Source organism: cyanobacterium endosymbiont of Rhopalodia gibberula (assembly GCF_003574135.1).
In the GTDB taxonomy this organism is placed as follows: domain Bacteria; phylum Cyanobacteriota; class Cyanobacteriia; order Cyanobacteriales; family Microcystaceae; genus Rippkaea.
In genome coordinates this window covers 453340-479629 of sequence record NZ_AP018341.1, presented here as the reverse complement: position 1 = coordinate 479629, position 26290 = coordinate 453340, and the positions used below count along the sequence as shown (strand labels likewise).

General features: G+C 33.3%; 16 protein-coding genes. 14 read left to right on the top strand and 2 right to left on the bottom strand.

Annotation, left to right across the window (positions count from 1 at the left end; genetic code table 11):
• Nucleotides 1-74 precede the first annotated feature (74 nt).
• Together kaiB and kaiC are read left to right on the top strand one after the other, a co-directional pair.
• On the top strand, nucleotides 75-389 hold the full coding sequence (kaiB, locus tag RGRSB_RS01500) for a circadian clock protein KaiB (RefSeq protein ID WP_119259529.1): 315 nt from the start codon (nucleotides 75-77) through the stop codon (nucleotides 387-389).
• Between the two features lie 107 nt (nucleotides 390-496).
• A complete protein-coding gene (gene kaiC, locus RGRSB_RS01495) occupies nucleotides 497-2059 on the top strand; it encodes a circadian clock protein KaiC (RefSeq protein WP_119259528.1) in 1563 nt (520 codons plus the stop codon).
• A 147-nt stretch (nucleotides 2060-2206) separates the two neighbouring features.
• Here the strand turns inward: kaiC and rsmH are convergent, their stop codons facing one another.
• The gene (rsmH, locus tag RGRSB_RS01490; protein ID WP_119259527.1) at nucleotides 2207-3121 is read right to left on the bottom strand and encodes a 16S rRNA (cytosine(1402)-N(4))-methyltransferase RsmH; all 915 of its coding nucleotides are present in this window, start codon (nucleotides 3119-3121) and stop codon (nucleotides 2207-2209) included.
• A gap of 208 nt (nucleotides 3122-3329) precedes the next feature.
• Between rsmH and RGRSB_RS01485 the strand changes: the two genes are divergently transcribed.
• The 10 genes from RGRSB_RS01485 (at nucleotide 3330) to RGRSB_RS01445 (ending at nucleotide 13509) form a co-directional block, all read left to right on the top strand.
• Nucleotides 3330-3767 (top strand): DUF4168 domain-containing protein, encoded by a 438-nt coding sequence (locus RGRSB_RS01485; protein ID WP_232014549.1) that lies wholly within the window; start codon nucleotides 3330-3332, stop codon nucleotides 3765-3767.
• Between the two features lie 632 nt (nucleotides 3768-4399).
• Nucleotides 4400-4549, top strand: a complete 150-nt coding sequence (locus RGRSB_RS10390; protein WP_232014548.1) for a hypothetical protein — start codon at nucleotides 4400-4402, stop codon at nucleotides 4547-4549.
• A gap of 24 nt (nucleotides 4550-4573) precedes the next feature.
• A complete protein-coding gene (locus RGRSB_RS10385) occupies nucleotides 4574-4927 on the top strand; it encodes an ATP-binding protein (RefSeq protein WP_232014547.1) in 354 nt (117 codons plus the stop codon).
• Nucleotides 4928-4995: 68 nt separating this feature from the next.
• Nucleotides 4996-6063 (top strand): amino acid ABC transporter substrate-binding protein, encoded by a 1068-nt coding sequence (locus RGRSB_RS01475; RefSeq protein WP_119260908.1) that lies wholly within the window; start codon nucleotides 4996-4998, stop codon nucleotides 6061-6063.
• Nucleotides 6064-6207: 144 nt separating this feature from the next.
• The gene (locus RGRSB_RS01470; protein WP_119259525.1) at nucleotides 6208-7380 is read left to right on the top strand and encodes an amino acid ABC transporter permease; all 1173 of its coding nucleotides are present in this window, start codon (nucleotides 6208-6210) and stop codon (nucleotides 7378-7380) included.
• A 392-nt stretch (nucleotides 7381-7772) separates the two neighbouring features.
• Nucleotides 7773-8390 carry a cobalt-precorrin-8X methylmutase gene (locus RGRSB_RS01465; protein WP_119259524.1) on the top strand — a complete coding sequence of 206 codons (618 nt, stop codon included), beginning with the start codon at nucleotides 7773-7775 and terminating at the stop codon, nucleotides 8388-8390.
• 33 nt (nucleotides 8391-8423) lie between these two features.
• A complete protein-coding gene (gene cbiE / locus RGRSB_RS01460) occupies nucleotides 8424-9701 on the top strand; it encodes a precorrin-6y C5,15-methyltransferase (decarboxylating) subunit CbiE (protein ID WP_119259523.1) in 1278 nt (425 codons plus the stop codon).
• 355 nt (nucleotides 9702-10056) lie between these two features.
• Nucleotides 10057-11097 carry a permease gene (locus RGRSB_RS01455; RefSeq protein WP_119259522.1) on the top strand — a complete coding sequence of 347 codons (1041 nt, stop codon included), beginning with the start codon at nucleotides 10057-10059 and terminating at the stop codon, nucleotides 11095-11097.
• Nucleotides 11098-11137: 40 nt separating this feature from the next.
• Nucleotides 11138-11956, top strand: a complete 819-nt coding sequence (locus RGRSB_RS01450; RefSeq protein ID WP_119259521.1) for a TIGR03943 family putative permease subunit — start codon at nucleotides 11138-11140, stop codon at nucleotides 11954-11956.
• A gap of 53 nt (nucleotides 11957-12009) precedes the next feature.
• Nucleotides 12010-13509, top strand: a complete 1500-nt coding sequence (locus RGRSB_RS01445; RefSeq protein WP_119259520.1) for an Ig-like domain-containing domain — start codon at nucleotides 12010-12012, stop codon at nucleotides 13507-13509.
• A 1695-nt stretch (nucleotides 13510-15204) separates the two neighbouring features.
• On the opposite strand, the gene ftsY is transcribed toward RGRSB_RS01445, so the two are convergent.
• Nucleotides 15205-16707: a signal recognition particle-docking protein FtsY gene (gene ftsY / locus RGRSB_RS01440; protein WP_119259519.1), complete on the bottom strand. Its 1503-nt coding sequence runs from the start codon at nucleotides 16705-16707 to the stop codon at nucleotides 15205-15207.
• 2953 nt (nucleotides 16708-19660) lie between these two features.
• Here ftsY and RGRSB_RS01435 point away from each other — a divergent pair.
• Nucleotides 19661-21055, top strand: coding sequence for a TldD/PmbA family protein (locus RGRSB_RS01435; RefSeq protein ID WP_119259518.1), 1395 nt, complete (start codon nucleotides 19661-19663; stop codon nucleotides 21053-21055).
• Between the two features lie 2786 nt (nucleotides 21056-23841).
• The gene (gatA, locus tag RGRSB_RS01430) at nucleotides 23842-25290 is read left to right on the top strand and encodes an Asp-tRNA(Asn)/Glu-tRNA(Gln) amidotransferase subunit GatA (protein ID WP_119259517.1); all 1449 of its coding nucleotides are present in this window, start codon (nucleotides 23842-23844) and stop codon (nucleotides 25288-25290) included.
• The last annotated feature ends 1000 nt before the right edge of the window (nucleotides 25291-26290 follow it).

The window sequence follows — 26290 nt, the reverse complement described above, 5'->3', positions numbered from 1 at the left end:
CAGCTGGGCTACAAAAGTCCGAAAAATACTTTCAAACAATATTCTTTATCTCAAAATATCTTAAGCTCTAGCCGATGATGAACTTCAAAAAAACCTATGTTCTTAAACTTTACGTGGCAGGCAATACCACCAACTCTGTCAAAGCTTTAAAAATGCTTAAAAATATTCTCGAAGATGAATTTAGAGGAGTTTATGCCCTCAAAGTTATTGATGTCCTAAAAAACCCTCGATTAGCTGAGGAAGATAAAATTTCAGCAACCCCAACCCTAGCTAAAATTCTACCTCCCCCTGTTCGCAAGATTATAGGCGATCTTTCAGATAGAGAAAAAGTTCTTATTGGACTAGATCTTCTTTATGAAGAAATCAAAGAAAGAGAAGATAATTCGTAACAGGAATTTCCATGTTGTTTGCTAACATATTAAGACAAACTTGCATATCTTTACATCTTAAATTAAGTTATCGTTAATCTTGAATAAGAAAAATCAATAAATCAACAATGAATGAACCGCTTCCTAACAGGCAAACATCAGAAAAACTACCCACCAAAGGAGTCCGTAAGATTCGGACTATGATTGAAGGGTTTGATGAAATTAGCCATGGCGGACTTCCTATTGGAAGAACCACCTTGGTGAGTGGAACATCAGGAACTGGTAAAACATTACTAGCAATTCAATTTCTCTATCATGGGATTAAATACTTTGATTATCCGGGATTATTTGTGACTTTTGAGGAATCGCCAGCAGACGTTATTCAAAATGCCTATAGTTTTGGTTGGGATTTACAAGAAATTATTGATAAGGGTCAACTCTTTATTCTTGATGCTTCCCCTGACCCTGATGGACAAGAAGTGGTGGGAAGTTTTGATTTATCGGCCCTAATTGAACGTATTCAATATGCAATTTACAAGTATAAAGCAAAACTCGTTTCTATTGACTCAGTAACAGCAGTTTTTCAACAATACGATGCAGCCTCCGTGGTACGTCGAGAAATTTTCCGTTTAGTAGCACGGTTAAAACTCCTAGGGGTTACTTCAATTATGACTACAGAACGGGTGGAAGAATACGGGCAGATCGCTCGTTTTGGGGTAGAAGAATTCGTTTCTGATAATGTGGTTATTTTACGAAATGTTTTAGAAGGAGAACGTCGTCGAAGAACAGCTGAAATCCTTAAACTGCGCGGAACAACCCATATGAAAGGAGAGTATCCTTTCACCATTACTAATGATGGAATTAATATTTTTCCGTTAGGAGCTATGCGACTTACTCAGCGTTCTTCAAATACTCGAGCTTCTTCTGGGATTGAAACTCTTGATGAAATGTGTGGAGGAGGCTTTTTTAAAGACTCAATTATTCTGGCGACTGGAGCAACAGGAACTGGTAAAACTTTGTTAGTAAGTAAGTTTTTAGAAGAAGGTTGTCGTCAAGGAGAAAGATCAATTTTATTTGCTTATGAAGAGTCTCGTGCTCAATTGTCTCGAAATGCTTTTTCCTGGGGAATTGATTTTGAAGAAATGGAACAGAAGGGACTACTAAAATTATTATGTAGCTATCCCGAATCTGCAGGACTAGAAGATCATTTACAGATCATTAAATCAGAAATTTCTGAATTTAAACCGTCACGAATTGCTATTGATTCTCTTTCAGCATTAGCAAGAGGAGTTACCAATAACACCTTTCGTCAGTTTGTGATTGGGGTAACAGGTTACGCAAAACAAGAAGAAATCACAGGTTTTTTCACCAACACAACTGATCAATTTATGGGTTCTAATTCTATTACGGAATCTCATATTTCTACTATCACTGATACCATTCTTATGCTGCAATACGTAGAAATTCGAGGGGAAATGTCCAGAGCGATTAATGTCTTTAAAATGCGAGGATCTTGGCATGATAAAGGTATTCGGGAATACACCATTGATCAAGGTGGTCCAAGAATTCAGGGTTCATTCCGTAATTACGAAGGCATTATTAGTGGTTCTCCCACTCGAATTACCATTGATGAAAAAAATGAATTTTCCCGTATTGTTCGCGGAGTTAAAGATAAATCCCTTGATGAGTAGTTAGTGGTTAAATTGTTGTGCATTTGAATCGCTTATTGGATATTTAAGTACAGGTATTCTGTATTTTTATTTCCGGATCTAAAGTTCTATCACAGTCAAAATTATAAATTTTAAATAACGAACAGCTTAATTTTTCTCTCTATCTACTTAATCTTTTACCCGTTGAGAAAATCGGAGTTTAGCTGAACGGGAACGAGGATTTCTAGCTTTTTCTTGGGGATGAGAAGTAATGGGTTTTTTATTAACTACTGTCAGCGTTAAAGAGTCACGAAAACGATGCTTTACAATACGATCTTCGAGACTATGAAAACTAATAATTCCGAGCCGTCCTCCAGGTTGTAGCCACTGGGGGACCCGCTCTAAAAACTTTTCTAAAGATACAAGTTCCTCATTCACTGCGATTCGTAACGCTTGAAAAATGCGAGTAGCAGGATGAATACGTCCATAACGATATTTAAGAGGAACTGTGTGAGCAATAGCTTGAGCTAGTTGGGTAGTGGTATGAAATGGCCTTTGCTCTACGATGCGCTTAGCAATAAGTCGTGATCGCCGTTCTTCTCCATAATGAAAAAAAAGCTCAACTAGAGACTTTTCGTTCCAATGATTAATAATTTCAGCTGCTGTCAGGAGCTGGTTTTGATCCATCCGCATATCCAGAGAAGCTTCATGACGAAAACTAAACCCTCGTTCAGGAATGTCAAACTGAGGAGAACTGACCCCTAAGTCAGTGATAATCCCCGAAAACTCTGCTTTTTTTCCTGGATAATCAGCAAAGTTTCCTTGCCACAATCGAACTCGTTCTCGACCAAATTTTTTTAATTTGGCAGTAGCTGCGGCAATCGCCTGTTGATCGCGATCAATAGCAGTTATACGTACATCTTGAAAGGTATTTAAAATTAAGAAGCTATGGCCACCACTTCCCACTGTTGCGTCCAGATAATGTCCTCCAGGACAAATTTTTAATCCGGTAATGACTTCTTGCGATAAAACAGGAATATGGATAAATGAGGTCTCTTGAATATTGGTAAAAGTTGTTGAAGCAGGATTATTTAAGTAAGTCATAGAAAAGGATAAATAATTGAGAATCACACAGATGGCTAGAAACAGGAGAAATTATGAACAATGTAGTCTAAGTTCCTTTTGGAGATCACAGGAACTTATAATGCTTAAAATAATTCAAAACAAAGAAGAAACTCGGGCGGAGATTTCAATAGTATTATATACTTGACGGTTAGCGCGCATGGTGTTTATTCACTGTTCCCTATTGAATTTGAACAGAACATTGACTCGTTCTTTAATGGCTAGTTTACTAGCACTTATCGGTATCCTCCACGGATGTAATATTTTCCCTACCTTTTCTCGACAAGATCCGTCGTCAACTTCGGAGATCACTGATAGCGATATTATTAATTATGCTAGAACTGTGTTAACTATAGAATCTCAACGTCAAATCGCATATCAAAAAATTGAAGATATTATTGATGATCCTCCCCCGGAAATTGTTTGCGATAGCCCTAAGAGTTTTAGAAAGTTACCTAACGAAGTGCAAAAGATTGCAGTTGATTTTTGTAACAGTTCTAAAAATATTGCTGAAGAACGCGGATTGACCGCGAGTAAGTTTAATAGCATGACTCGAAAAGCACAAGGAGATGAAACCTTAAAACAACAAATTCAAAACGCTATGGTTAAGATACAGCAAGAAAACTAAAGAAATAATTTTATTTGAAAAATATTATAATGAAATTTGATTACCCATCCCTAATTAAACAATTAGGGCTCTTCTAAACTGGGTGCGATAAATTGGCTAATAATGGATTTTAAAACTATTAAAAGGTCAAGTACTTGAGATATTAAAAACATTGTAAAGTTATAAATTTAGCTTTTTTTATTGTGATTTTGTCACAGCCTGACTAAAAAGTCCGCGTTTGTTTAATTATTTAAAAGTCTTACAAAATTCATGTATATTACATCATTTGTTTAGCGATCTGATTTTCTGCTATGACAGCCATCATATTGTTACTATTTGCAACAATAGTCTTTTTCTGCGTTAGAATCTATCTAGTGGACCGTATTGACAATATCCTAAAAAACTTAATGGGAGGCGAGCACATCTTCAGAATAAATTACTCATAAAGACTAACCATAATCGCTATGTATTAGAATGTCTAACGTTAGATTATCCCTAGTTTAGGGTAATCGGATATGTCCTGCAACTGAGTATCGATTATGATTATGGGGGCTATTGTTTAAGTTCTTAATTGGGACTGGCTGCAAAACCCATCTGGAAATTCTGCCCAAAGTCCTGAATAATTTTAACCTGCTGCCGATACTTCTCATAAATTGAGAAGCCCCGTCCCCATCATTCAAACTAGTGTACAGATGACATTAGCTTATTCTGAAGTAGATCCTCAACAGCGGCAGCTCAAAGTAGTAGGATACTTAGGATACTTGACTCAACAGTTAGGGAATCTGGTCAATGATCTTTTTTAGTGCGACCTAGATAAAAGAAAAGATATGACCAATCTCAAGGAAACCAAAGTATCAATAAAAGTGAGACTCCAATTAATGAGGCGTAACCGCCTTGTTCATCTAAAAGTTACTATTAAAAATAATGGTAAAGGTATTCTAGAAACCACTAAAAGTTATCTGTTCGACCGTTTCTATTGTCTTAATCAGTCTCGTATTCATCAAAGTTCAGAAGAATCTAGTTTAGAATTAGCTATTGCTGAGGCGATTGTCAAAAATTATCAAAGACAGAACACCATAAACAGTAGCTTGAATCAAAGAACAATTTTTACTGTGACATCGCCTTTAAATTACTCTAAATCTGATTTAGTGCAAAGCGGAAGGTTTTTAAAATCCTTTTAAGGGATAACTTACGTATCAATACATCACATTAATCTTAGAAGTAACAAATGTCTGAGCAAACCCGGTTTATGGCTAAATGGCTGTCCTTAGTTTTAGCAACTCTATGTTCAGTGGTTCCATTAACAGCTTGTGGAGGCAGTCAAAGGACTACTCAAACCACTATCGAGAAAGGAAAAACAGACTTTAATGGAAGTCGTCTAGCAATAGTTAAAGAACGAGGAAACCTAATTTGTGGCATCAATGGGGAAGTTCCAGGGTTTAGTTTTGTCGACGAAAATGGACAATATTCTGGTTTGGATGTGGACATCTGTCGAGCGATCGCAGCAGCTTTGTTTGATGATCCAGCCAAAGTTGAATACCGTAAGCTTAGCGCACATGAGCGCTTTACAGCTGTCCAGGCAGGGGAAGTGGATGTTCTCAATCGTAATACCAGCTGGACAGTAAGTCGAGATACCTCAGTAGGTGTGGCATTTGCCCCTATAGTGTTTTATGATGGCCAAGGCATCATGGTAACTAAAGCAAGTGGGGCAACTAAATTAGAAGATTTGGAAGCTAAATCAATTTGCGTTTTAGCTGGAACTACCACGGAACAAAACTTAGCTGATCAGATGCGTAGACGTGGAGTAGAAAACTATAATTCCGTTATTTCTGATGATGTAGACGCCCTTTATGCTGCCTATCAAGAGGGTCGCTGCGAGGCGGTTACTTCGGATAGGTCTCAATTAGTAGCCCGTCGTTCTGTTTTTCCTCAAAAAGATGACCATGTTATACTGGGGGTCTTTATGTCTAAAGAACCACTCAGTCCAGTTGTCGCTGATGGAGATTCCAATTGGTTTGATGCAGTGAAATGGATTACTTTCGCTACTATGCAAGCAGAAGAATTCGGCCTTATGTCCGAAAATATAGGAACTTTTGAATCTAGTGAAGATCCTAATATCAGAAGGTTTTTAGGATTGGATGATAAATTAGGTGAGGACATGGGATTACCTAATAATTTTGCTTTCCGTATTATTAAGCATGTCGGTAATTATGGCGAAATTTATGAACGCAACATTGGTCAACCATTAAAATTAGATCGAGGACTTAATAAACTTTGGACTGATGGCGGTTTGCTTTATTCTCCACCGTTTCGATAGGGTGTTGTGTATAGTTAAAGATCAATACTTAATAGACGATGTCGAAGCTGTTTTATTGTTAACTTCCTAAATATGAAGTACTATGCTTGAAAGCTATTAGTAATTTTAAAACTATTCACTATTAATTACTGATCACTAACTAAAATGATTGATAAAGAAAAAATACCATTATGGCGAGACTCTCGTTTTCTCAAAATTTTACTTCAGGTATTTGTTGTCCTAATTTTAGGGCTAGTTATATTAACTTTGAGTAATAATTTAATTAACAATTTTCAACGATTAGGATTGAATTTTGGATTATTTTTTTTAGTTGATTCTGATCGCACGGCATCTTTCAGTATTTCTGACTCTCTGATTCCTTACAGTTCTACTGATTCCTACGGCAGAGCAGTTCTAGTGGGATTACTCAATTCTCTAAGAGTAATGATTATTGGTATTGTTTTAGCTTTTATTGTCGGTATTACTGTCGGATTAGGAAGACTCTCTGATAATTGGTTAGTCCGTAAAATAGCTTCAATTTATGTAGAAATATTACGAAACACTCCTTTACTATTACAGTTATTCTTTTGGTACTTTGCTGTTTTTTTAAAATTTCCTAAAATTTATGATCCTGGTAGTTTTTGGGGTTTAATTTTCTTCTCTAATCAAGGAATTTATCTTCCTCGTCCTTTAGGTAATTTACAAACTTTCTTAGTTTTGGGATTGATTGTTTTCAGTGTTTTGCTTGTTGGATTAGTTTGGCGTAAACAGAATCAAATGATAGTTCAGTCGAAAAAAAAAGAACGAACTTATCAAGGACTACTGTTAGGGATATCAATCTTTGTTTTATTAAGTTTTATCTTTGGCATTGATTGGCAATTGCCTCAATATAACAGTGACATTAATCTCATTCAAGGAGGATTAAATTTATCCCCTGAATTTACTACATTGTTATTAGGATTAACCATTTATACGGCAGCCTTTATTGCTGAAATCGTTAGGGCCGGTGTTCAATCAGTGTCTAAAGGACAATGGGAAGCAGCTACAGCATTAGGGCTTAATCCAGGTTTAGTAATGCGTTTAGTAATTTTTCCCCAAGCATTACGAGTTATGATTCCGCCATTAACAAGTGAATTTCTTAATTTAGCTAAAAATTCTAGTTTAGCGGTTGCTATTGGGTACAATGACATTTATGCTGTCGCTAATACTGTTTCGAATCAAACTGGAAGGGCAGTAGAAATGTTGTTGGTTGTCATGATAACTTATCTGGTTTTTAATTTGATTATATCTACAATGATGAACCAATTTAACGCAATCGTACAGCTTAAAGAACGTTAAAAATTATTCTTATTCAGAAGCTAGTTAGGTTGAGCGACTGCGCTATAGATGCATATATGAGGAGTTCTCTGTATTGTGAGATAATTGACGGGAACGTACTTAGTTTTAGCCATAACAACATAGGTATCAGGAGTAAAAAACACTGACACATAATAGATGATCTAAAATTTTGTTTCCATTACCGAAGAATAGAGGACGAAAAAAGTCTATTTCTCCATTAACCTTTTTCAGTATCAGGGAAACGAATTTTTCTTTCTTTTATAAATATTTATTAAGCCTTTTCTGGTAGCCTTTTTATCAATCTATCCATAATAGTAATGTGCTATAGTACTCCCAAATAATTTATGATAAATCTCTTATTTTTTATCCTTTGATGGAGGTTTTTATTAAAAATGAGTCAACAATTTAATCATCCAATTGTTGAAAAGAGTTTTGCGATTATTGATCGTGAAATTGGAGATCATAATCTGAATAAATTCGAGTACGAGATCGCTCGTCGTGTTATCCATTCTACGGCAGATTTCGATTTTATTGATTTACTTAAATTTAGTCCTGATGCGATTACTAAAGCTATCAAATCTTTGTCTCAAAGAGAAACCATCGTAACTGATGTTACAATGGTTAGACAGGGAATTTCCACTCTAGTTAATAAGACATTTCAAAATCCTATTATTGCTGCTATAGAACAAGTCAGCAATGCTTTGCCTGGAAAAACTCGTGCCGAAACTGGATTATTACATTGTTTTAACCAATATCCTCAAGCTATTTATGTCATTGGAAATGCCCCTACTGCTTTAATTGCTTTGTGTAAAAAGTCAATCACTTCTAAAGTTCAACCAGCCTTTATTATTGGTTGCCCTGTTGGTTTTGTTTCTGTAATTCACTCAAAAAAAATATTAGCTAAAACTAACATTTCTCAGATTAGAGTCGAAGGTCGTAAAGGAGGATCAACAGTTGCTTCTGCTATTCTCAATACTTTATTAATCTTGGCATATAACCAAAATGGTTAATAAATATTATGACCTCTATTTTCTAATTTAATTATGATTAAAGTAATAGGAATTGGTTTAGACGGAGCAATGGGACTAACTAACTTAGTCCAAGAAATTGTCAATAAAGCTACATTATTAGTTGGCAGTAAACGGCACTTAAGCTACTTTCCTAACCATCCTGCTAAAATAATAGTTATGAGTGATTTACTTGAAGCTATCGAAAAGATCAATCAAGAAAAAGACAATCATAATTGTATTGTTATCTTGGTGAGTGGTGACCCATTTTTTTTTGGTTTAGGACGATTATTAATAGAGTATTTTTCGGTAAAAGATTTATTTTTTTATCCTCATATAAATAGTATACAATTGGCATTTAATCGTCTAAAAATACCCTGGCAAGACACTGAAATTGTTAGCGGTCATGGTCGAGAGATAGATAACTTAATTCCTTTATTTAGACAGGGAGTTAACAAAATTGCTATTTTAACAGATCACAATAATAATCCATCAGTAATTGCTCGTCTTTATCTTAGTTTGAATTTACCTTATCATTATGAATTTTGGGTTTGTGAAAACTTAGGAGGTCATACTGAAAAGATACAGTCTTTTTCTGCCAAGGAATTATCGGAAAAAAATCCTGATGTATTTGCCTCTCTTAATATCGTTGTTGTTTCACAAAAACCTTTAAATAACTCTTTAGACATTGATTTTAATGAATTACCTTTATTTGGCTTACCGGATCACTTATTTTCTACCTTTAAAGATCGACCAGGATTAATTACAAAACGAGAAATTCGCATTAGCATTCTGGGAGAATTATCCCTACAAAACAAACAAGTTGTTTGGGATATTGGAGCAGGAACAGGGTCTGTATCTATTGAAATTGCCAGATTATGTCCTAATTCCAAAATCTATGCCCTAGAAAAAACAGCAGTCGGAATTGCATTGATTCAAAAAAACTGCCAGCGTCTTCAAGCTTTTAATGTTGTTCCCATCCATGGAAAAGCCCCTAATATTCTAGCTAATCTACCCCAACCGCATCGCATTTTTATGGGAGGAAGCGGGGGAAACATTATTCCAATTTTAGAAGTTTGTAAAGATAAGTTAGCTGAGGATGGAATCTTAGTTATAGCATTAGCAACATTGGAAAACTTAGCCATTGCTATAGACTGGTTTAAAAGAAGCTCCTGGGATTATCAGTTATTAAACCTACAAGTTTCCCGTTCTGCCTCTGCCGGTAATTTTACCCGCTTTTCTCCTTTAAATCCTATTATGCTATTACGGGCAGACTCAATAAAACTCGATAGAGTAGGAAACCTAGGGTATTAATATACTACTAACACTGAAACTATGGGATCGTACGGTACCAGCTTCTCTAGTCAACCAATCAAGGGAACAGATAACAGAGAATACTGACAAGCATTTACGGGGAGTTAACCCACCGCAAATACTTGTTTTCAAGAGACGAAGAGCTTAAACCTATTGATTGAGAAAGTAAACGAAACATTTCCAACAGATTCTATTTAAAGTCAAATTTTTACTATTGCCAGTTGTCAGATCTGAAGTTTCCTCTGCCGAAGGAAGATATTTGTAAAATTGTAGTCACTTTAATTTTTGTCGAGGTACTCATATCCGTTAAGGTTTAGGATAAGTTAAGCCTAAAGAAATCCTCGAATCACTGATAATGAGTCAACTGTATAACGCCTTCACATTATTTCTTAGCCTGCTGATAGAAGCTTTTCCCTTTCTTTTATTAGGGGTATTGCTATCAAGTAGCTTACTGCTATTAATTGATGAGGGAAGATTAATTGAAACATTGCCCAAAAACCCTTTTTTAGGAGCATTGGCCGGTAGTTGTATTGGTTTTTTGTTTCCTGTATGTGAATGTGGAAACGTTCCAGTAGCACGACGACTGTTGATGCAGGGAATACCTACCTCGGCAGCTATTAGTTTTTTATTAGCTGCTCCGACCATTAACCCTGTTGTTGTTTGGTCAACCTGGGTAGCTTTTCGGGCACAACCAGAAATTGTCATCTTTCGGATTGTATTTTCCTTAACCATTGCCGTAATCATGGGCTGTGTTTTCAGTGTCCAAAAAGATCCACGTCCTTTGTTACAACCATTTTTAGCCCAACGAGTCACTAGATTACGCCATCAGACAAGTAAAAAGAATTTGTCAACTCAAAAAGGCTTTCGTCAAGATAGCCTAACATTATTGCAGTCAGGAACTTTTTTACTTGACAAACCAGGAAAACCCTTATTAATCGAGGGAATGGCTGCTTCTGCTATTGCCTTATCCACAAATCTGACCGCAGACTCAACTCAACGACTGAAACTAGTTTTGGATAATGTTATACAAGAATTAAGAGAATTAGGAGGAATGTTGATTTTAGGGAGTGCGATTGCCGCTTGTTTGCAGGTCTTTATTCCCCGTGAAATTATTCTTGACTTAGGTCACGGAACCATTAGCTCTATCGTAGCTATGATGCTCTTAGCGGCAATTGTGTCTATTTGTTCCACAGTAGATTCTTTTTTTGCCCTTTCCTTTGCGTCTACCTTTACGACAAGTTCTTTGCTCGCGTTTTTGGTCTTTGGCCCCATGATTGATATTAAAGCAATCGGACTGATGCTTTCAATCTTCAAACCCAGAATGCTAATTTATTTATTTGTCTTAATTGCTCAATTAACCTTTATCTTAGCCTTATATCATAGTTATTTCTTCTAAAATAAAAACAGTGCCTAATCAGGTGATACTAGTTATAATAATGACTTTTCTTTCGAAATTACAATCTTTCCTAAAACGTCTCCTACCAGGGTTAGATGTTTTAGCTTTGCTGACTTGGGCGATTTTATTGTTTAAATATTGGGTAACCGGTCAGTTAAAATTATTGATTCACCCTAATTACTTTTGGCTGGTTTTTGTCACCAGCATTATCCTCTTTGTGTTAGCCGGGCTCAAAACCTGGCAATTAATCAAGAACATAAGCAGAAAAACCACTAATCTAGTGGATTTTGAGTCTGTCCAACATATTACTCTATTTCCACCTGGATGGAGCAGTGGTTTGTTAATTGTGACAGCAATCGCCGGACTAGCGATTCCTCCAACCATTTTTAACAGTCAAATGGCACTACAAAGGGGAATTTCTGAATCTTTACCCATCACTCAAACCCAAACCCAAACCTTTAGAGCTACTTTGAAACCAGAGGAAAGATCTCTCATAGAATGGATACGTACTTTGAATGCTTATCCTGAACCTGACGCCTATGAAGGACAGAAAGCTAAAGTCACAGGATTTGTCGTTCACTCTCCCATTCTACCTAACAATTACATTTTTCTAAGTCGTTTTATTATTACTTGTTGTGCAGTAGATGCTTATCCAGTGGGGTTGCCTTTAAAATTAGATGGTGATCGCAATGCTTATCCTCCTGATACTTGGTTAGAAGTAGAAGCACTAATGATGACGGAAACTCTAAAAGTTGATACACAAACTATGAAAGAAACCCCTACTGAAAAACGTCAGTTGGTGTTAAAAGCTACGTCTATTAAGACCATTCCAACTCCTGATTCTCCTTATGAATATTAAACTTACACACAACTTTCTTGAGAAGAAATTAATTGTTGTTTGACCATATTCTTATGAATAAGTTAGTATTGCGACCCATTGACAGAATTTCTTTATTTATAATGGCAGCTTTAATGGTTGTAATTGGAGGTCTGATCATAGGAGAAAAAAATTGTGGAAGTCAATGTTTTTTAAGAAAAGGACCTCGAGTCAAAAGTTTAACATGGCAAGGTAAACAAATTGGGGCAAAAGATCGAGCATTTATTTTAACCTTTGATCGCCCGATGGATACTGTTAGTGTCGAAAAGAACTTAGTGATTAAGCCTCCTGTTCCTGGTAAATTTAGTTGGGCTGGACGACGACTAGCTTACACTTTAAAAAATCCAGTCCCCTACGGACAAACCTATCAAATCCATCTTTCTGGGGCTAGGGAAAGGTTTAGACAACAAGGACAACCAGGGGAAATAATGGAACCATTTGTGGGAAAGTTTCAAAGTCGAGATCGCGCTTTAGCTTACATCGGAACTCAGGGGGAAGAAGAAGGAAAACTGGTTTTTTACAATTTAACCCGACAAAATAAGCGAATTTTGACTCCTAGAGAGCTAGTTGTCATTGACTTTGAATTTTATCCCCAAGGTGATTACATACTCTTTTCTGCCGCACCTCAAGGGCGAGGAATTGAGGGATTACGAGAATTGCAACTGTATAAAGTGACAACAGGAGTTGATAATGGGGTAGATAACCCTACAGCTAACCAACCAGGGAAAATAGAACTAATACTTGATAATGAAGACTATCAAAATAACCAATTCGATTTGTCAGATAACGGAAAAATTATTGTAATACAACGAGTTAACCGTCAAAATCCGGCTGATTTTGATCTGTGGATGCTGAAATCTGGGAACAAACCGGAACGTTTAAAAGTAACGGGGGGAGAGTTTTCCATTACTCCTGATAGCCAAACGTTAGCAGTAGCTAGAGGAGAAGGAATTGGAATTTTACCCTTAGAACCTCGGGCTGAACCCTTAGATTTTTTGCCAAAATTCGGTCAATTACTCAATTTTGCTCCTAATGGTTCAGCAGCAGCTATGGTAGACTTTAATACAGATGATGCTAATTTGCGTTACATGCGATCACTTTTTTATGTGAATAATCAGGGAGTGCAAAAAGAACTCCTAACAACTGAAGGGTCTATCATTGATTGTCAGTTTAATTTAAAGGGAACTATTCTTTATTGTTTACTAACCGAATTGGTCAATACTGAAGAATATAAAGAACAACCTTATTTTGCGAAGTTTGATCTTAAAAAAGGAGCGATGGTTCCTTTGGCGACCTTATCCGATTATCGAGATATAAAAATCAGTTTAGCTCCCGACGGTTTAGCTCTTTTATTTGATCAGGTCGTAACTAGTGATAATCCTATTTTTAATGATAAATTAACTAGTAATTCAGGAGAAGCAATCGTCGGTGGACAATTATGGCTACTGATTCCACCAATACAGAATACTTCGAATACTCAAGTAGAACTGAAAGAATTACCTTTAATTGGATTTCGTCCTCAATGGTTGCCTTAATTTTTAACTCTAATCTTTTAGTCTAACTCAGAATATTCTTATAAATAAAGCTTTTCCAGATTAAGTGTCACAAGTTAATAGGAGAATACTGGTTTAACAAAACTATTTTTCTCTTTTTATAAAACTATTAAAGTTAGTTCAGCCATAAGATTATCTTTATAATTAATTTGATTGTCCGATTGATCTTTTTCACCATTTCTTGGACAAGTAGATTATCAAAATGGACTATAATTCTATATACTTATTGTTTGATGCCAAATTCGGCAGACACATTCTCCTAGAAAAAGGAACTAAAAATTTAGCCAATGATAATGAGTTATATTTTTAATTTATTTTTTTATTTTCCTGAAGAAATTACAACGATTTAGCAAGACTTCTTCCATTTCATTAACTGTTCCAAAATACTCATGAACGCCAGGCTTATCTATTAACACCTATAATTTTTATGCTGGCTTTAATTATGAATAGAAAGCCAGTAAATATCCTTTAGTAATTTCTAAATTTATTTTTCTTCTTTTGCTACAAAACTAAACAATATTATCCTATAATAATACTATTTTTAGATGACGCTATATTTTAATCAAATATTTATAAACTAAACTTAACTATTTTATATTCCCTCTTTGGACTTAATACCATGAAATTTCTTCTGTGAATAGTTTAACAAACCTATAAGTATATGATTATTTATAGCTCTGACGCTTCAGGAAAGTTAGTTTTTCTTCAAGAAATTATTTGAGATTCTGCCTATATTCCTCAAATCACTAGTTTTAATTTCAATTAGTTGGATAATTTTTTGAGTAGCTTGTAACTTAATAAAAGTTTTTAACATCTTTCATTAAGTTTTTTTAAAAAGTGGATAAATCATTTTTAAAAGTAAATTTATAAAAGAGTTAATTTTCTTTAAAAAAATAATATATACTAAAAAATTTAAAATTAAAATTATTTAAAAGACTTGAAATAGTGACATAAAGAATGCTGCTAAAAAAGAATGGAATGAGTAAACCATAGAAATAATTATAAAAAAATTAGATCAAAAATTCCACATAGAAAAACCTAAAAGTTGATTGAGTTTTATTAAAATTCTCAAGAGAATTTCAATAAAAAAATATTTTTTACAAAAATTAAGACTGGATATCAGGATTACTGAACTTAGCTAACTGGTGTAAAAAAGCTTATTCATCGTAGTGAAATAATTAGTCTAAACGTTGGATTATAGAATTTATTATCTATTCTGACGAGGAAATAACTTGTAAAACGGTAAACAATATTAATAATAAATTGAATAAAGTCAATTAAAAAGAAAGCTTATAGATTAAAAATTTAGTCTATTTTTAACTCTAAAATTTCTTAACTTAACATTTCACTATTCAATTCAACATCACCAGTTTAGACATTCATATAAGTATCACAACTGGCAATTTTAACAAAATTCTTATTTTTCTACATTTTGTATATCCAAGAAATAAATGCGTATCAAAGTACTCATTCCTAGATAGTAATATGAGTCCAACTTACCTTAACTAATAAGGTTCAACATTACAAGTAGCTACAATTAAAAGTACCAGTTTACTAGTGTTATTTTTTGTATAACGCATTAGAATATTTTGTGCAGACAATCAACTTGCGAGTAATTACTAAAGTTCAATAAATGAAAATAAAATGCTTCCCTAAAAACTAAAATTATTATAGATTTCAATCATTAAGTAAAGCCTCTACAAATTCGTAGCTAGAAAAAGGTCGTAAATCTTCGATTTCTTCTCCTGCACTGATAAAGCGAATAGGTAAATTAAGTTTTTGAGAAACGGCCAAGGCTATCCCACCTTTAGCGGTTCCATCCAACTTAGTTAACACCACCCCCGTTAAGTTTGCTGATTTTGAAAAAACTTCAGCTTGGCGTAATCCGTTCTGTCCTAAAGTAGCATCGAGAACTAGTAAAGCTTCAACTTGGGCATTAGGAGCTTTTTTGTCAATAATTCGTCTAATCTTAGACAATTCTTCCATGAGATTCTTTTTATTTTGTAACCGTCCTGCCGTATCCACTAACAAGAGTTCTGTCTGACGAGATTGGGCAGCCGCAATGCCATCAAATACTACTGCTGCCGGATCAGTATTTTTGCCTGGGTTAGCGACGACTAGAGTATTACTCCTTTGTCCCCATACTTTTACCTGTTCCACAGCTGCTGCTCGAAAAGTATCCGCCGCAGCAATTATACAGCTATAACCGGATTGTCGGGATAAATGGGCGAGTTTTCCAATGGTGGTTGTTTTACCAGCACCATTAACCCCTGTCATTAACCAAATATTGAGAATACCTTTTTCAGGAGCAAACCCTGGATTCTTTATCTGTTTTAAGGGAGCATCGAGAATATCACGTAGAATTTCTTTAAGATAGGCAATCGCCTGTTCGGGGGGTAATGTCTCTTCGCGAAGTCTACTTTGTAAACTTGTAATGATATAGTCAGTAGCCTCTAAACCTACATCCGCCTGTAGTAACAAAGCTTCAATTTCTGTTACCGCATCCTGGTTGAGGGGTCCTTGACCAACAACCGCTTTAAGTTTGTTAATTAACCCTCGACGGGTTTTACCTAGTCCTTGACGCAGTCGTTTCAACCAGCTAATCTCTTCGGCAGAAATATCTTTAGGTGCACGGCCTTGAGCTGCAAGAACTTTGACTGACCAGACAAATTCTTCATCAAAGGCCAATTCTGATTCTTTTACCTTTTTCGTCTCTATCGCTGTTTCCTTAAGGATTTCTAGACGATCAGATTTTTGCATCCAAGCTGGTGTGGTTCTTTCTTCAACGGAAGCCGGTTCATACCTAACTTCTTGTGCCGAGGATTGAGGAGTTTCAACGGTAGTGGTTGCACTGGTGAGAACGGGTTCCTCAAAGACTTCTGATACTGGGGTTTTAGGAGTCTTTGAGGACTTAGTTTTTATGGTTTCTTCTTGTTGTAAATCGGCTTCAGTTTCAAGCGTTTCTGGAGTTTCTTCCGATTGGGATTTTCCTTCGCGTTGTTGAATGTTTTTATAAGCGAACTTAGCCAAAGTTAGATAATCCTCTTGACTTGACTGAGATGTTTGTTCTGGGATTTGTTTTTGGGTTTGTGAAGAATCAGAAAGAGTTTTTTCTTCAACAGATTTTGATTCTTGAGATTGAGCAGGCGTTTCAACTTTACGGTTAAACCAATTAAACATAAGAATATTTTTAACAAAAGTTAAGTTATGTGTTCAGTCTATCTTAACAGAAAGATTAAAATAAGTTAATAAACAAAAACCTGTTGCTAGACAATACCAACCTTTCATTTAATTTGGTCAGGATACTTATAAATTAAGATAAACACTGACACAGTCAATGACTGTAACTGAAGAATAATTCGGTGAGAAAAACCTTATATAACGTTCTATTTAGTACTTTCGAATTCGAAGCTGCCAATACTACGATTATCAACTCTTAATAATGCTCAATCTAGCTCAGGAGAAGTAACAAGAAATAGCTTAACTTATCTTTGGTGAAATTTGCCACCAGTTGGAATAAGTTTCTCCATACAATTTTAGGAAACGCAAACAGTTTACAATTAAGTTTTAACTATGATAAAAAAGCAGTTCATCATTGCTGCCTATTGCTTATGGAAGGAAAGAGATTGTACTATGGTTATAGGTTTTCAATGTGGTACAACAAAATGCCGTTGTAACGTAGATACTCAGCAAGCTATCATTACATAAATACATAGGCAGCAATCTAGTTTTAGGGTTTGAGAAATCTATGCCTTTCGAGTTAGGTTATCAACAATACAGTTCTTGATTGTATTACGTGAATAGACTTGAAGTTATGCACAGGCTCTATGCTAATTTTGAGGTGATTTATTTCTCGACTCGCAATGCGGGGCACAAATGAGAGGAAAAACGAGGAAATAGTTTAAAACAGAAATTAAGTCTATAAAAGATCTCAAAGAGTTAAAAGTACATGTTTCTGGGTTGGTGAGGTGAGATGATACCCTGTTTCGTGATTGATGTTTAAGTCTTACCAAGAAAAATTTTCCTAGCCCTAGATACAGAGACAATCAATACAGTAGAATAGACAGTAGAGACCTGACACAATTTCAGAAGTTCAAATTATTGAAACTGTTTGGGATAAGTTACTAAAAAAGTATTAATAAATTATTGAAACAGTGTCGGTGGATTCTAGAGAGAATAGTTTAAATATCTTATACATCTCGTAAGCTTACGAGATCAAAGCTCGAGTTGCTTTTAAATATATCCTTAAAAGTTACACTCAAACTAGTTCCCCATTCTAATAATTTTCTAAAAAAAAGATGAGTGATGACACCTATTTTAAACAAGTCTATCAGTTTTGAAATGAGTTTATAAAACAAGTGGATGCAGTGAAATACTTTTAATGATTAAAGTAATGCTAATTTTGCAAACGAAAACTTAGCATTACAAAAAATAAGAAGTCTGGAGGATTTTAACAATCACAAATGAATTGGAAGTTAAAGCAGATAAATTTATAGATTCTATTTTGGAATGATATTTGTGAATAACCCTTCAGCAGTGATTTAATTAATTTACTATTTACTTTTGATCAAACACTTAAAATTTGACTAAAAAGATAAATATAAAAGTCAAAAAAACCTAATTAAAGTTATATTTTTAGGCTTAATAAACAAAGGAAAAATACTCTATGTGGTTAGAGAGGTAGATTTTTCCTTTTATAAAGTAAAAAGAAGGTTTTCAAGCAAACAATTTTACTTTCTTAAGAAGTGGTTTTCCATTGGATAGCTCGTAATAACAATAATAGGTACACTAGTCGATAGTTGCTAAATCTATAGCTTAATTGAGTACTCTAGAATTCTGGAATTTTTGGCTTCACAAATAGTCTTCAATTTTTGACTTAAAATTTTTAATAAGGTTTAAATCGGAAGAACAAGAAGGTAAAAGTAAAAATTTTGTCTCTATAGATTTTATAAATTATTTAACTTTTATTGTTTTACTAACCGATAAATTATCGATTACTACATAAGCTACCGTACAAAATTATAATATTAACACTTCTGTTATATAAGCAAGAAAAACTTTTTTATTTGTCCATCTTTAAAAAGTAGAAATAATAAAAATACTAATGTAGTGAACATTTTATCGGTACAAGCTAGTATTTAGTTTTTGTAGAATGGCATTATTATCTTCTTCTAGAAATTGTTCTAATATATTAGGCTATTCTGCCTCAATGCATAACTTTTAATAACCTAATTAGTGTTAACTTTATTCTCTTTGTAGGCTAAGTTAAAATAAGAGATGATCAACCACGGATTATTCTAATAACTTTAGTCTTATAGTTATTAGAATAATCTTGAAATTAACTGTTTTTATTACTAAGCTAGTATAAGCTTGTTATAGATAACTAACTAAAAAACTACAGCAATATACTAACTGAACTTTCTTTTTAACTATTAGTAAAAAAAATATAATTTATTTTCTTCTGATTATAAGAAAATTGTAGCTAATTAAGTCATCATTTCCAGTCTTAATATTCACTAAGACTGGAAATGATAGCTTAATTAGCATCCTTACAGGATGAAATAAAAAAAACTTCAGTAAGAATTAATCTATGACAATAGAAAGCACACAACAAATTTTTGAGGAAAGTCCCATAAATCATATTAATAAAATAGAAGTAACTAAAACTTCTTATTTACTAACACAAAATAAACTTTTACTACAACAAGTAGTAAAGATTTATATATTGAATTTTTAGTCTTTACATATTATTTACCTAATTTTATTAGGTAAATAATATGTAAACTCATTAATAATACAGAAAAATAAAGTTTTTTAAAACCTATTATTTATCTTCAGGCACTAACTATAAAAAGGGACATATTAGAAGTTTTTTTTTTATAAAAATAGGGTTATAATAATAGTAGCTAACAACTGTGTCTATTTTATAGATAAAATCTTACACTAGAAGCTAAGATAGCAATTAATAAATTTAACGACTTGCCATATTATTTCCATAATAAAGAGTATAATTAACACCAAAATCGCAAATTTTCCTTTTTCTAGAAAAGGTTATTTATACTCGCGTACTCCACTTTCCATCTGTCCTTTAAACTAAAAGACACGTAAATCAAAATTAACTACGGCTGCCTCTATGACTAAGATTACCACCTACAAAAATCAACTAACAGAAATCATCTCCCGTTACCGCAATCACGTGGATTTTTTAGCAATTCGAGTCGAATACTCTGAAGAGACAAATATTATATTGCGGGGGAATCAAATAGACACTCTGAGTGAAGGTATTGCCAGTGGAGGTCAAGTCAGAGCCTGTTACAGAGGTGGATGGGGTTTTGCCACCTTTAATGAATTATCAACTCTAAACCAGCGAGTAGAAGAGGTAATCGCAGCAGCACGTTTGGTGGGGGATGAGGAAACTCGATTAGCTCCCATTGAACCAGTCCAGATTGACTGTCAGTTGCCTTTAACCGGGACTGATCCTCGCCATGTTCCCTTATCACAAAAAAAAGCCCTGTGTGACCATTACAACGTAATTCTCCGCAGTTTGAGTGAAAAAATTGCGACTACCTCAGTCCGCTATAGGGACAGTACCCAAAACATCCTTTTGGCTACCTCCGAAGGTACATTGATTAAACAGTCTTGGGCAGATTTGGAAATGCGGTTTTCAGCGACGGCTAGAAGTGGTGAAACCCTACAAACAGGACGGGAAACTATAGGGTCTCGTCGGGGATATGAAGATTTGATAGGTTTAGAACAACAAATACAAGGAGCAGCCCAACGCGCGCTGAATGCTTTAGTTTTACCCCCTGTGAAGGGGAATAACTATACAGTTGTGATAGACCCTATTCTTACAGGTTTGTTTGTTCACGAGGCATTTGGCCATCTTTCTGAAGCGGACATGTTATGCGACAATCCCGAGCTTTTAGAGTTAATGAGTATGGGGAGACAATTTGGACCTGAGATTCTGCAAATTTTTGATGGGGCTGCTCCCCAAGGCCACAGAGGGAGTTATTTTTATGATGATGAAGGGGTTCCTGCAACCAAGAGCCAATTAATTCATAATGGGGTCTTGGTCGGACGATTACATTCACGGGAAACCGCCGGAAAATTAAACGAACGTCCTACTGGAAATGCCCGTTGTTTAAACTATCATTATCCTCCTTTAGTACGAATGACAAACACCTGGATCGAACGCGGAGAAACTCCAGTAGAAGATTTATTGACAGATATTCAAGAAGGGATTTATGCAAAAAATTGGTTAGGGGGAATGACAAATGGGGAGATGTTTACTTTTAGTGCAGGAGAAGCTTGGATGATTCGGCATGGAAAGCTGGCTGAACCTGTCAGAGATGTGACTTTATCAGGGAATGTATTTAAAACTCTAGGTAATATTGAGGCAATCGGGAATGATTTTTATTGGGATGAATCAGGAGGCTGTGGTAAAGGAGGACAAAGTGGTTTAGCTGTTGGTTGTGGAGGACCAAGTCTACGGATTAAAGAGGTTATGGTAGGAGGAGAAGCAGCTTGATACTTAATAAGATTAATTAATCTAGGATTTCAATATCTAGAACTTAGGTCACAGAACTAATTTAAGGAAACGAATGAACAAATAGTTGTTCAAGGGTTTATTGCACCGTAAAGACAACTGTCAAACCTCTAATTTAAAAGCTGGTTAATGCTCATACTAGGTTAACATTCTGACTTTGAAAAAAAGCAGTAATGGTAATAAAACTAGTACTAATATTAGTTTTATTAAATTAGTAAAGATAGTAATAAATAAATTTATAGATTTAATTTTTGTGCCAGATCAACTCTATAGATAAAAACAATTTTCCGAGAGATCTTAAAAGTTAATCAAGTAAGAGAAATAATTTAAATAAACTAAATAAAAGTATATTTTTCTAAATAAGAAGATAAGCTCAATGTACTTGTCATTTCAATGATTCTATTTTTTTATTAGAAGTGATATGGTTTTAAAAACCTAGATTAATATTTATTTAAATAACTAAAATTTATCATAAATTATGATCGCTAATCATCAAAAAAAATTTAAATAGATTCTAAACTAGATTAATAGTTTTCTAAGCTAGAAAAAATAATTTTATACTATTGTACTTATTAAGTTATGTGTATTAATAATATCTAAAAACTTATTTATAAGTTTATTTAAAGTTAAATTATTTATTACAGATTTTTAGTTGTTGTTTAATTTTCTTAAAAAAATATTTTTACATTGTGATAATCAAGTCTAAAAATGCCACGGGTACTGTATCAAATTATTTGATAAATTAAAGTATTCTTATCTTCAGCAATGACTTAATAAAAATTATAGTAACTTAGGGAAATAAATTTTTAGTTTCTGTAAAGTTTTCAAAACTAATCTGAGTAAGAAAATATTGAATATAACCCTTAAGATCTCTTTTACAGAATTTCAAATTTTAGTTGAACATAGTCCACCAATTTTACTCTACTTTAATTGTTATATGGAAAATATTTATCTAGATAAATAATCTATTTTTAATATTTGTTTATTTTAAAGCTATAATAGCAATTCTTTTTCTTAAAAGAAATCAGTTATCTTCTCTATAAGATTATTTGTATAAACTCAAAAAATATAATAATTATAACAGTAATAAATAGATAATTAGTAATAGCAAATTTTAGATTTTCTATTTATTTATATGCAAACTAAAAGATAAAGTTTGATTGTTATTTATATGTTTTTTAAACCCTACGATTATTATATAGATAATCTTTTATAAGATTTGATATTTAAATTGAATTATACTAAACTCAAGATTTTTCAAAAATTGATACTAACTGTATCAATTTTTGAAATCAGTTTAATAAATAATATTTAAAATTTAGAAAGACTCAATATTACCTATTATTTAAATTTTAAATAAAACTAAGATAGTAATAGTTTAATTTATCGAACAATATAAATCTTTATTTATACTAGTAAAACTATAAAAAATCATCAAAATTATAAATTAACTATGATAAATTTGCCTTGAGTAAAAAAAGCTTTATATTTCAATATAAGTCGTCATTAAATAAGATTTAATCAACATGAAGTCAAACCTAAAGAATAGTTAATTTAACTTGAAAATAGAAAAATATATACTAAAGTCTTTAAAAAAAACTCTTAAATATCATTATTTAAGAGTTAAATAGTTGACAATTAGAAAATTAATTAAATCGCTTTTATTAAAAGATAAAGAAGTTATTATACAGTGTTATTTTATTTAAATAAACAAGTAAGTATAGAAATTATATAAACAAAAATTTATTAAAAAATACTTATATAGTTATAAGTATAATAAAAAATATTGTTATAAAAATTAAATAGGTTGCTCTATATTTTTAGAGATTCTATATAAATATTTTTTTAAAAAATCTTAAATAAAAAACTGGAGAGTTTAAAGAGCTAGTCATAATTAAACGGAAGTAAATATGTTTTACATAAAGATAAAAAATATTTAAGTAAAGAAATAAAAGCTAAACTAATCGGATATATAAAAATATAATAGTTTTCCCAAAAATTGGAATAGTTATGAGAGGAAATAACCTGAATATTATAACTATAAAAATTAAATAATTGGTGTTAAAAACATCATAAAATAATTATTTTTCTAAAAAAACATTAAGTTAAGAGTAAGAAATATTAATAATAAATCGAAGTGAGTGAAAAGGATAACCTATAGATTGATAATTATTTTTAACTCTGAAGTCTCTTGACTTGGTATTTTAATAGTCAATTCTAGATTATCAGTTCAGTATGATTTTTTATTTGGTTAGTATTTACTACGGCAATTTCTAATAAAAAAATAAAAATATAAAATTTTACCAAGGGACTATTAATAGTAGTAGCCATCTTGATGAAGATTTACACAAAATTTAACTCAGAGAAAACAAGAATAAAAAAAGACACAGGTTAGCTACTCCTATTCTAAAAATATCTTGATTATTTATCCTAAATAATTTTATAAAAAGGGAACGTAGTAATACTACTAAAAATAAAAAATTAATTTTTGTAGGTAAACTCATACTAAAAATATTGTTTTTTATATAGTAATTTAAATTAAAATATTTAACTCCATTGTTTATTATTAAATGAATTTGATTAAGCTAGAAAATTAAGATTTAATTATCAATCTAGACTGGTTGTCAATTAAGTTTAATTAAGTCATTCTTTTGATTATCAATTATTAGTGACTAATTCTCTAAAAAAATGATAGCATTAAGTGCTAGTATTATCTAAACCATTGGAGTATATAAGTTATCCCATCCAAAGCATAGTAGGTTATATTTATGACATCTATCCGCAAACTACATAAACAATTAATCACCAAAGAACGTTCTGCTGTCGAAACTACTATAGAAGTGTTAGAACGCATCAAAGTAATAGAACCCAAGGTCAAGAGTTTTCTCTGTGTCACCGCCAATCGCGCTTTAGAAACTGCTAAGGCAGTAGATAAAAGAATTGCAGCCAAAGAAGAAATTGGACTGTTAGCGGGCATTCCCATCGGTATAAAAGATAATCTTTGCACTGCAGGTATTCCTACTACTTGTGCCTCGAGAATATTAGGAAATTTTATTCCTCCCTACGAATCTACTGTTACTCAGAAATTACAGGAAATGGGGGCAGTTATGGTAGGAAAAACGAATTTAGATGAATTTGCTATGGGAAGTTCTACGGAAAATTCTAGCTATCAAGTCACTGCTAACCCTTGGGATCTCGAACGGATTCCAGGTGGTTCCTCTGGCGGGTCCGCGGCGGCAGTAGCAGCTGATGAGTGCGTCGTTGCCTTAGGCTCGGATACAGGAGGATCTATCCGCCAACCGGCCTCTTTGTGCGGTGTTGTTGGACTAAAACCGACTTATGGACTAGTCTCACGGTTTGGGTTAATCGCTTATGGATCATCTTTAGATCAAATCGGTCCGTTGTCGAGAAGTGTTGAAGATGCAGCGATTTTATTGGGAGCGGTTGCGGGTTATGACATTAAAGATTCCACCAGTCTTAATGTTCCCATTCCGGATTACACTACTTTTCTTAAAAGGAGTTTAAAAGGGTTAACAGTTGGCATTATTGAAGAAACCTTTGAAGAAGGTTTAGATCTCATAGTGGCTAAAACCGTTAATAACGCTATTGATCAATTAAAAACATTGGGGGCAAAAGTTAAGAAGGTTTCTTGTCCTCACTTCCGCTACGGTTTACCTGCCTATTATATCATTGCGCCCTCGGAAGCATCAGCTAATTTAGCTCGTTACGATGCGGTTAAATACGGTATTCGAGAAGAAGCAGAAAACCTTTTGGAAATGTACACTAAAACCCGTGCTAAAGGCTTTGGTCCTGAAGTTAAAAGACGCATTATGATTGGAACTTATGCGTTGTCTGCAGGTTACTATGATGCTTTTTATTTAAAAGCGCAAAAAGTTCGCACTTTAATTAAACAGGATTTTGATGAAGCCTTTGAAACCGTTGATGTTTTAGTTTGTCCTACGTCTCCTACTACAGCATTTAAAGCAGGCGAAAAAATAGATAATCCTCTGAGTATGTATATGTCTGATTTAATGACAATTCCCGTTAATCTAGCCGGACTTCCAGGAATGAGTATTCCTTGCGGTTTCGACGAAAATGGCTTACCTATTGGCTTACAGTTGATTGGAAACGTTTTAGAAGAGGGTAAACTATTTCAAGTCGGCTACGCTTATGAACAAGCCACTGATTGGCATAATCAAAAACCAACGTTAAAGTAGTGAATAATTTAGTCTTTTATACCTTATAAAATATGTATTGTTAATATAAACCCATTCATTCTCGAATAATTATTTAGAGAGTACTTTTGAGGCATGATTATTTATTTTGCTCGACAATAGATAGTCGGTATTTTGTAAACATTAAAAATAAAAATTGCCTATCTTGCCCTTTATTTAGGGTTAGTAATTTAACAAGAGCAATCAATTTTTGTTACCTCCTCTCATGTAAATTATACTTTTTAAAAATTAAGTTGAGATTATTAATATTTTTGGGTGAATATGTTGATCATAGATAGTGAAAGGGAACATATTTATGGATGGTGTATATCTGCTGATTTAAACAGTTATTGTGTTTCATTATATTTGTACATTAATGCTGAAAAAATTAGTTATAATCTTAATTTGGCACAACATTTTTAAAATATGGATTTTTTCATTTTTATGGTTGACTATCGAGAATATAGCAAAACTGATAAAATACTGTAGTACTTACATAAGTTTATTTTTATAGTCAAAATAAACCAAATTTTTTAAAAATAGAAAACAAAAAAGTGTTACTCTGCAAGGTCTCTAAGAATCAAAAAGTCTGATCTTTATAGAAATAATAGCTCTGTATTCACAGAATATATTCAGAATAAGAGTTTTAGAATTTGTTGGCTGCTAATTTATCATATTAAGTCTAGAAGAGCTATTTTTGTGCTATCTTTTTTTGAGTCCCAAATAATTGAACTTTAAAAGAAAAAAACACAGAAAAATAATTAAGAAATAGTGTTTGCTAGATACCAAGCAGGCTGGTATCTAGCAAACGGAATTAGAAGAGCAAGAACTATCAAAGTTGACATGCACCAAAAACTTCTTCAGCACAAGAGCAAAGACAAGAATAAAAATATCACGTTCGAAATGAGCTTCCGATAAAATCTGTAGGTAAAAAGAAAGGCTGTAAATTATAAGGAATAAAAATGAGTACAAAGATTTATCCATCTTCTAAGGAAGAAGAACC

Excerpts from the sequence above, each read along its gene's own strand:
- kaiB (WP_119259529.1), top strand. The coding sequence starts at position 75 with ATGATGAACTTCAAAAAAACCTATGTTCTTAAACTTTACGTGGCAGGC.
- kaiC (WP_119259528.1), top strand. The coding sequence starts at position 497 with ATGAATGAACCGCTTCCTAACAGGCAAACATCAGAAAAACTACCCACC.
- rsmH (WP_119259527.1), bottom strand. The coding sequence starts at position 3,121 with ATGACTTACTTAAATAATCCTGCTTCAACAACTTTTACCAATATTCAA.
- RGRSB_RS10385 (WP_232014547.1), top strand. The coding sequence starts at position 4,574 with ATGACCAATCTCAAGGAAACCAAAGTATCAATAAAAGTGAGACTCCAA.
- RGRSB_RS01475 (WP_119260908.1), top strand. The coding sequence starts at position 4,996 with ATGGCTAAATGGCTGTCCTTAGTTTTAGCAACTCTATGTTCAGTGGTT.
- RGRSB_RS01470 (WP_119259525.1), top strand. The coding sequence starts at position 6,208 with ATGATTGATAAAGAAAAAATACCATTATGGCGAGACTCTCGTTTTCTC.
- RGRSB_RS01465 (WP_119259524.1), top strand. The coding sequence starts at position 7,773 with ATGAGTCAACAATTTAATCATCCAATTGTTGAAAAGAGTTTTGCGATT.
- cbiE (WP_119259523.1), top strand. The coding sequence starts at position 8,424 with ATGATTAAAGTAATAGGAATTGGTTTAGACGGAGCAATGGGACTAACT.
- RGRSB_RS01455 (WP_119259522.1), top strand. The coding sequence starts at position 10,057 with ATGAGTCAACTGTATAACGCCTTCACATTATTTCTTAGCCTGCTGATA.
- RGRSB_RS01450 (WP_119259521.1), top strand. The coding sequence starts at position 11,138 with ATGACTTTTCTTTCGAAATTACAATCTTTCCTAAAACGTCTCCTACCA.
- RGRSB_RS01445 (WP_119259520.1), top strand. The coding sequence starts at position 12,010 with ATGAATAAGTTAGTATTGCGACCCATTGACAGAATTTCTTTATTTATA.
- ftsY (WP_119259519.1), bottom strand. The coding sequence starts at position 16,707 with ATGTTTAATTGGTTTAACCGTAAAGTTGAAACGCCTGCTCAATCTCAA.
- RGRSB_RS01435 (WP_119259518.1), top strand. The coding sequence starts at position 19,661 with ATGACTAAGATTACCACCTACAAAAATCAACTAACAGAAATCATCTCC.
- gatA (WP_119259517.1), top strand. The coding sequence starts at position 23,842 with ATGACATCTATCCGCAAACTACATAAACAATTAATCACCAAAGAACGT.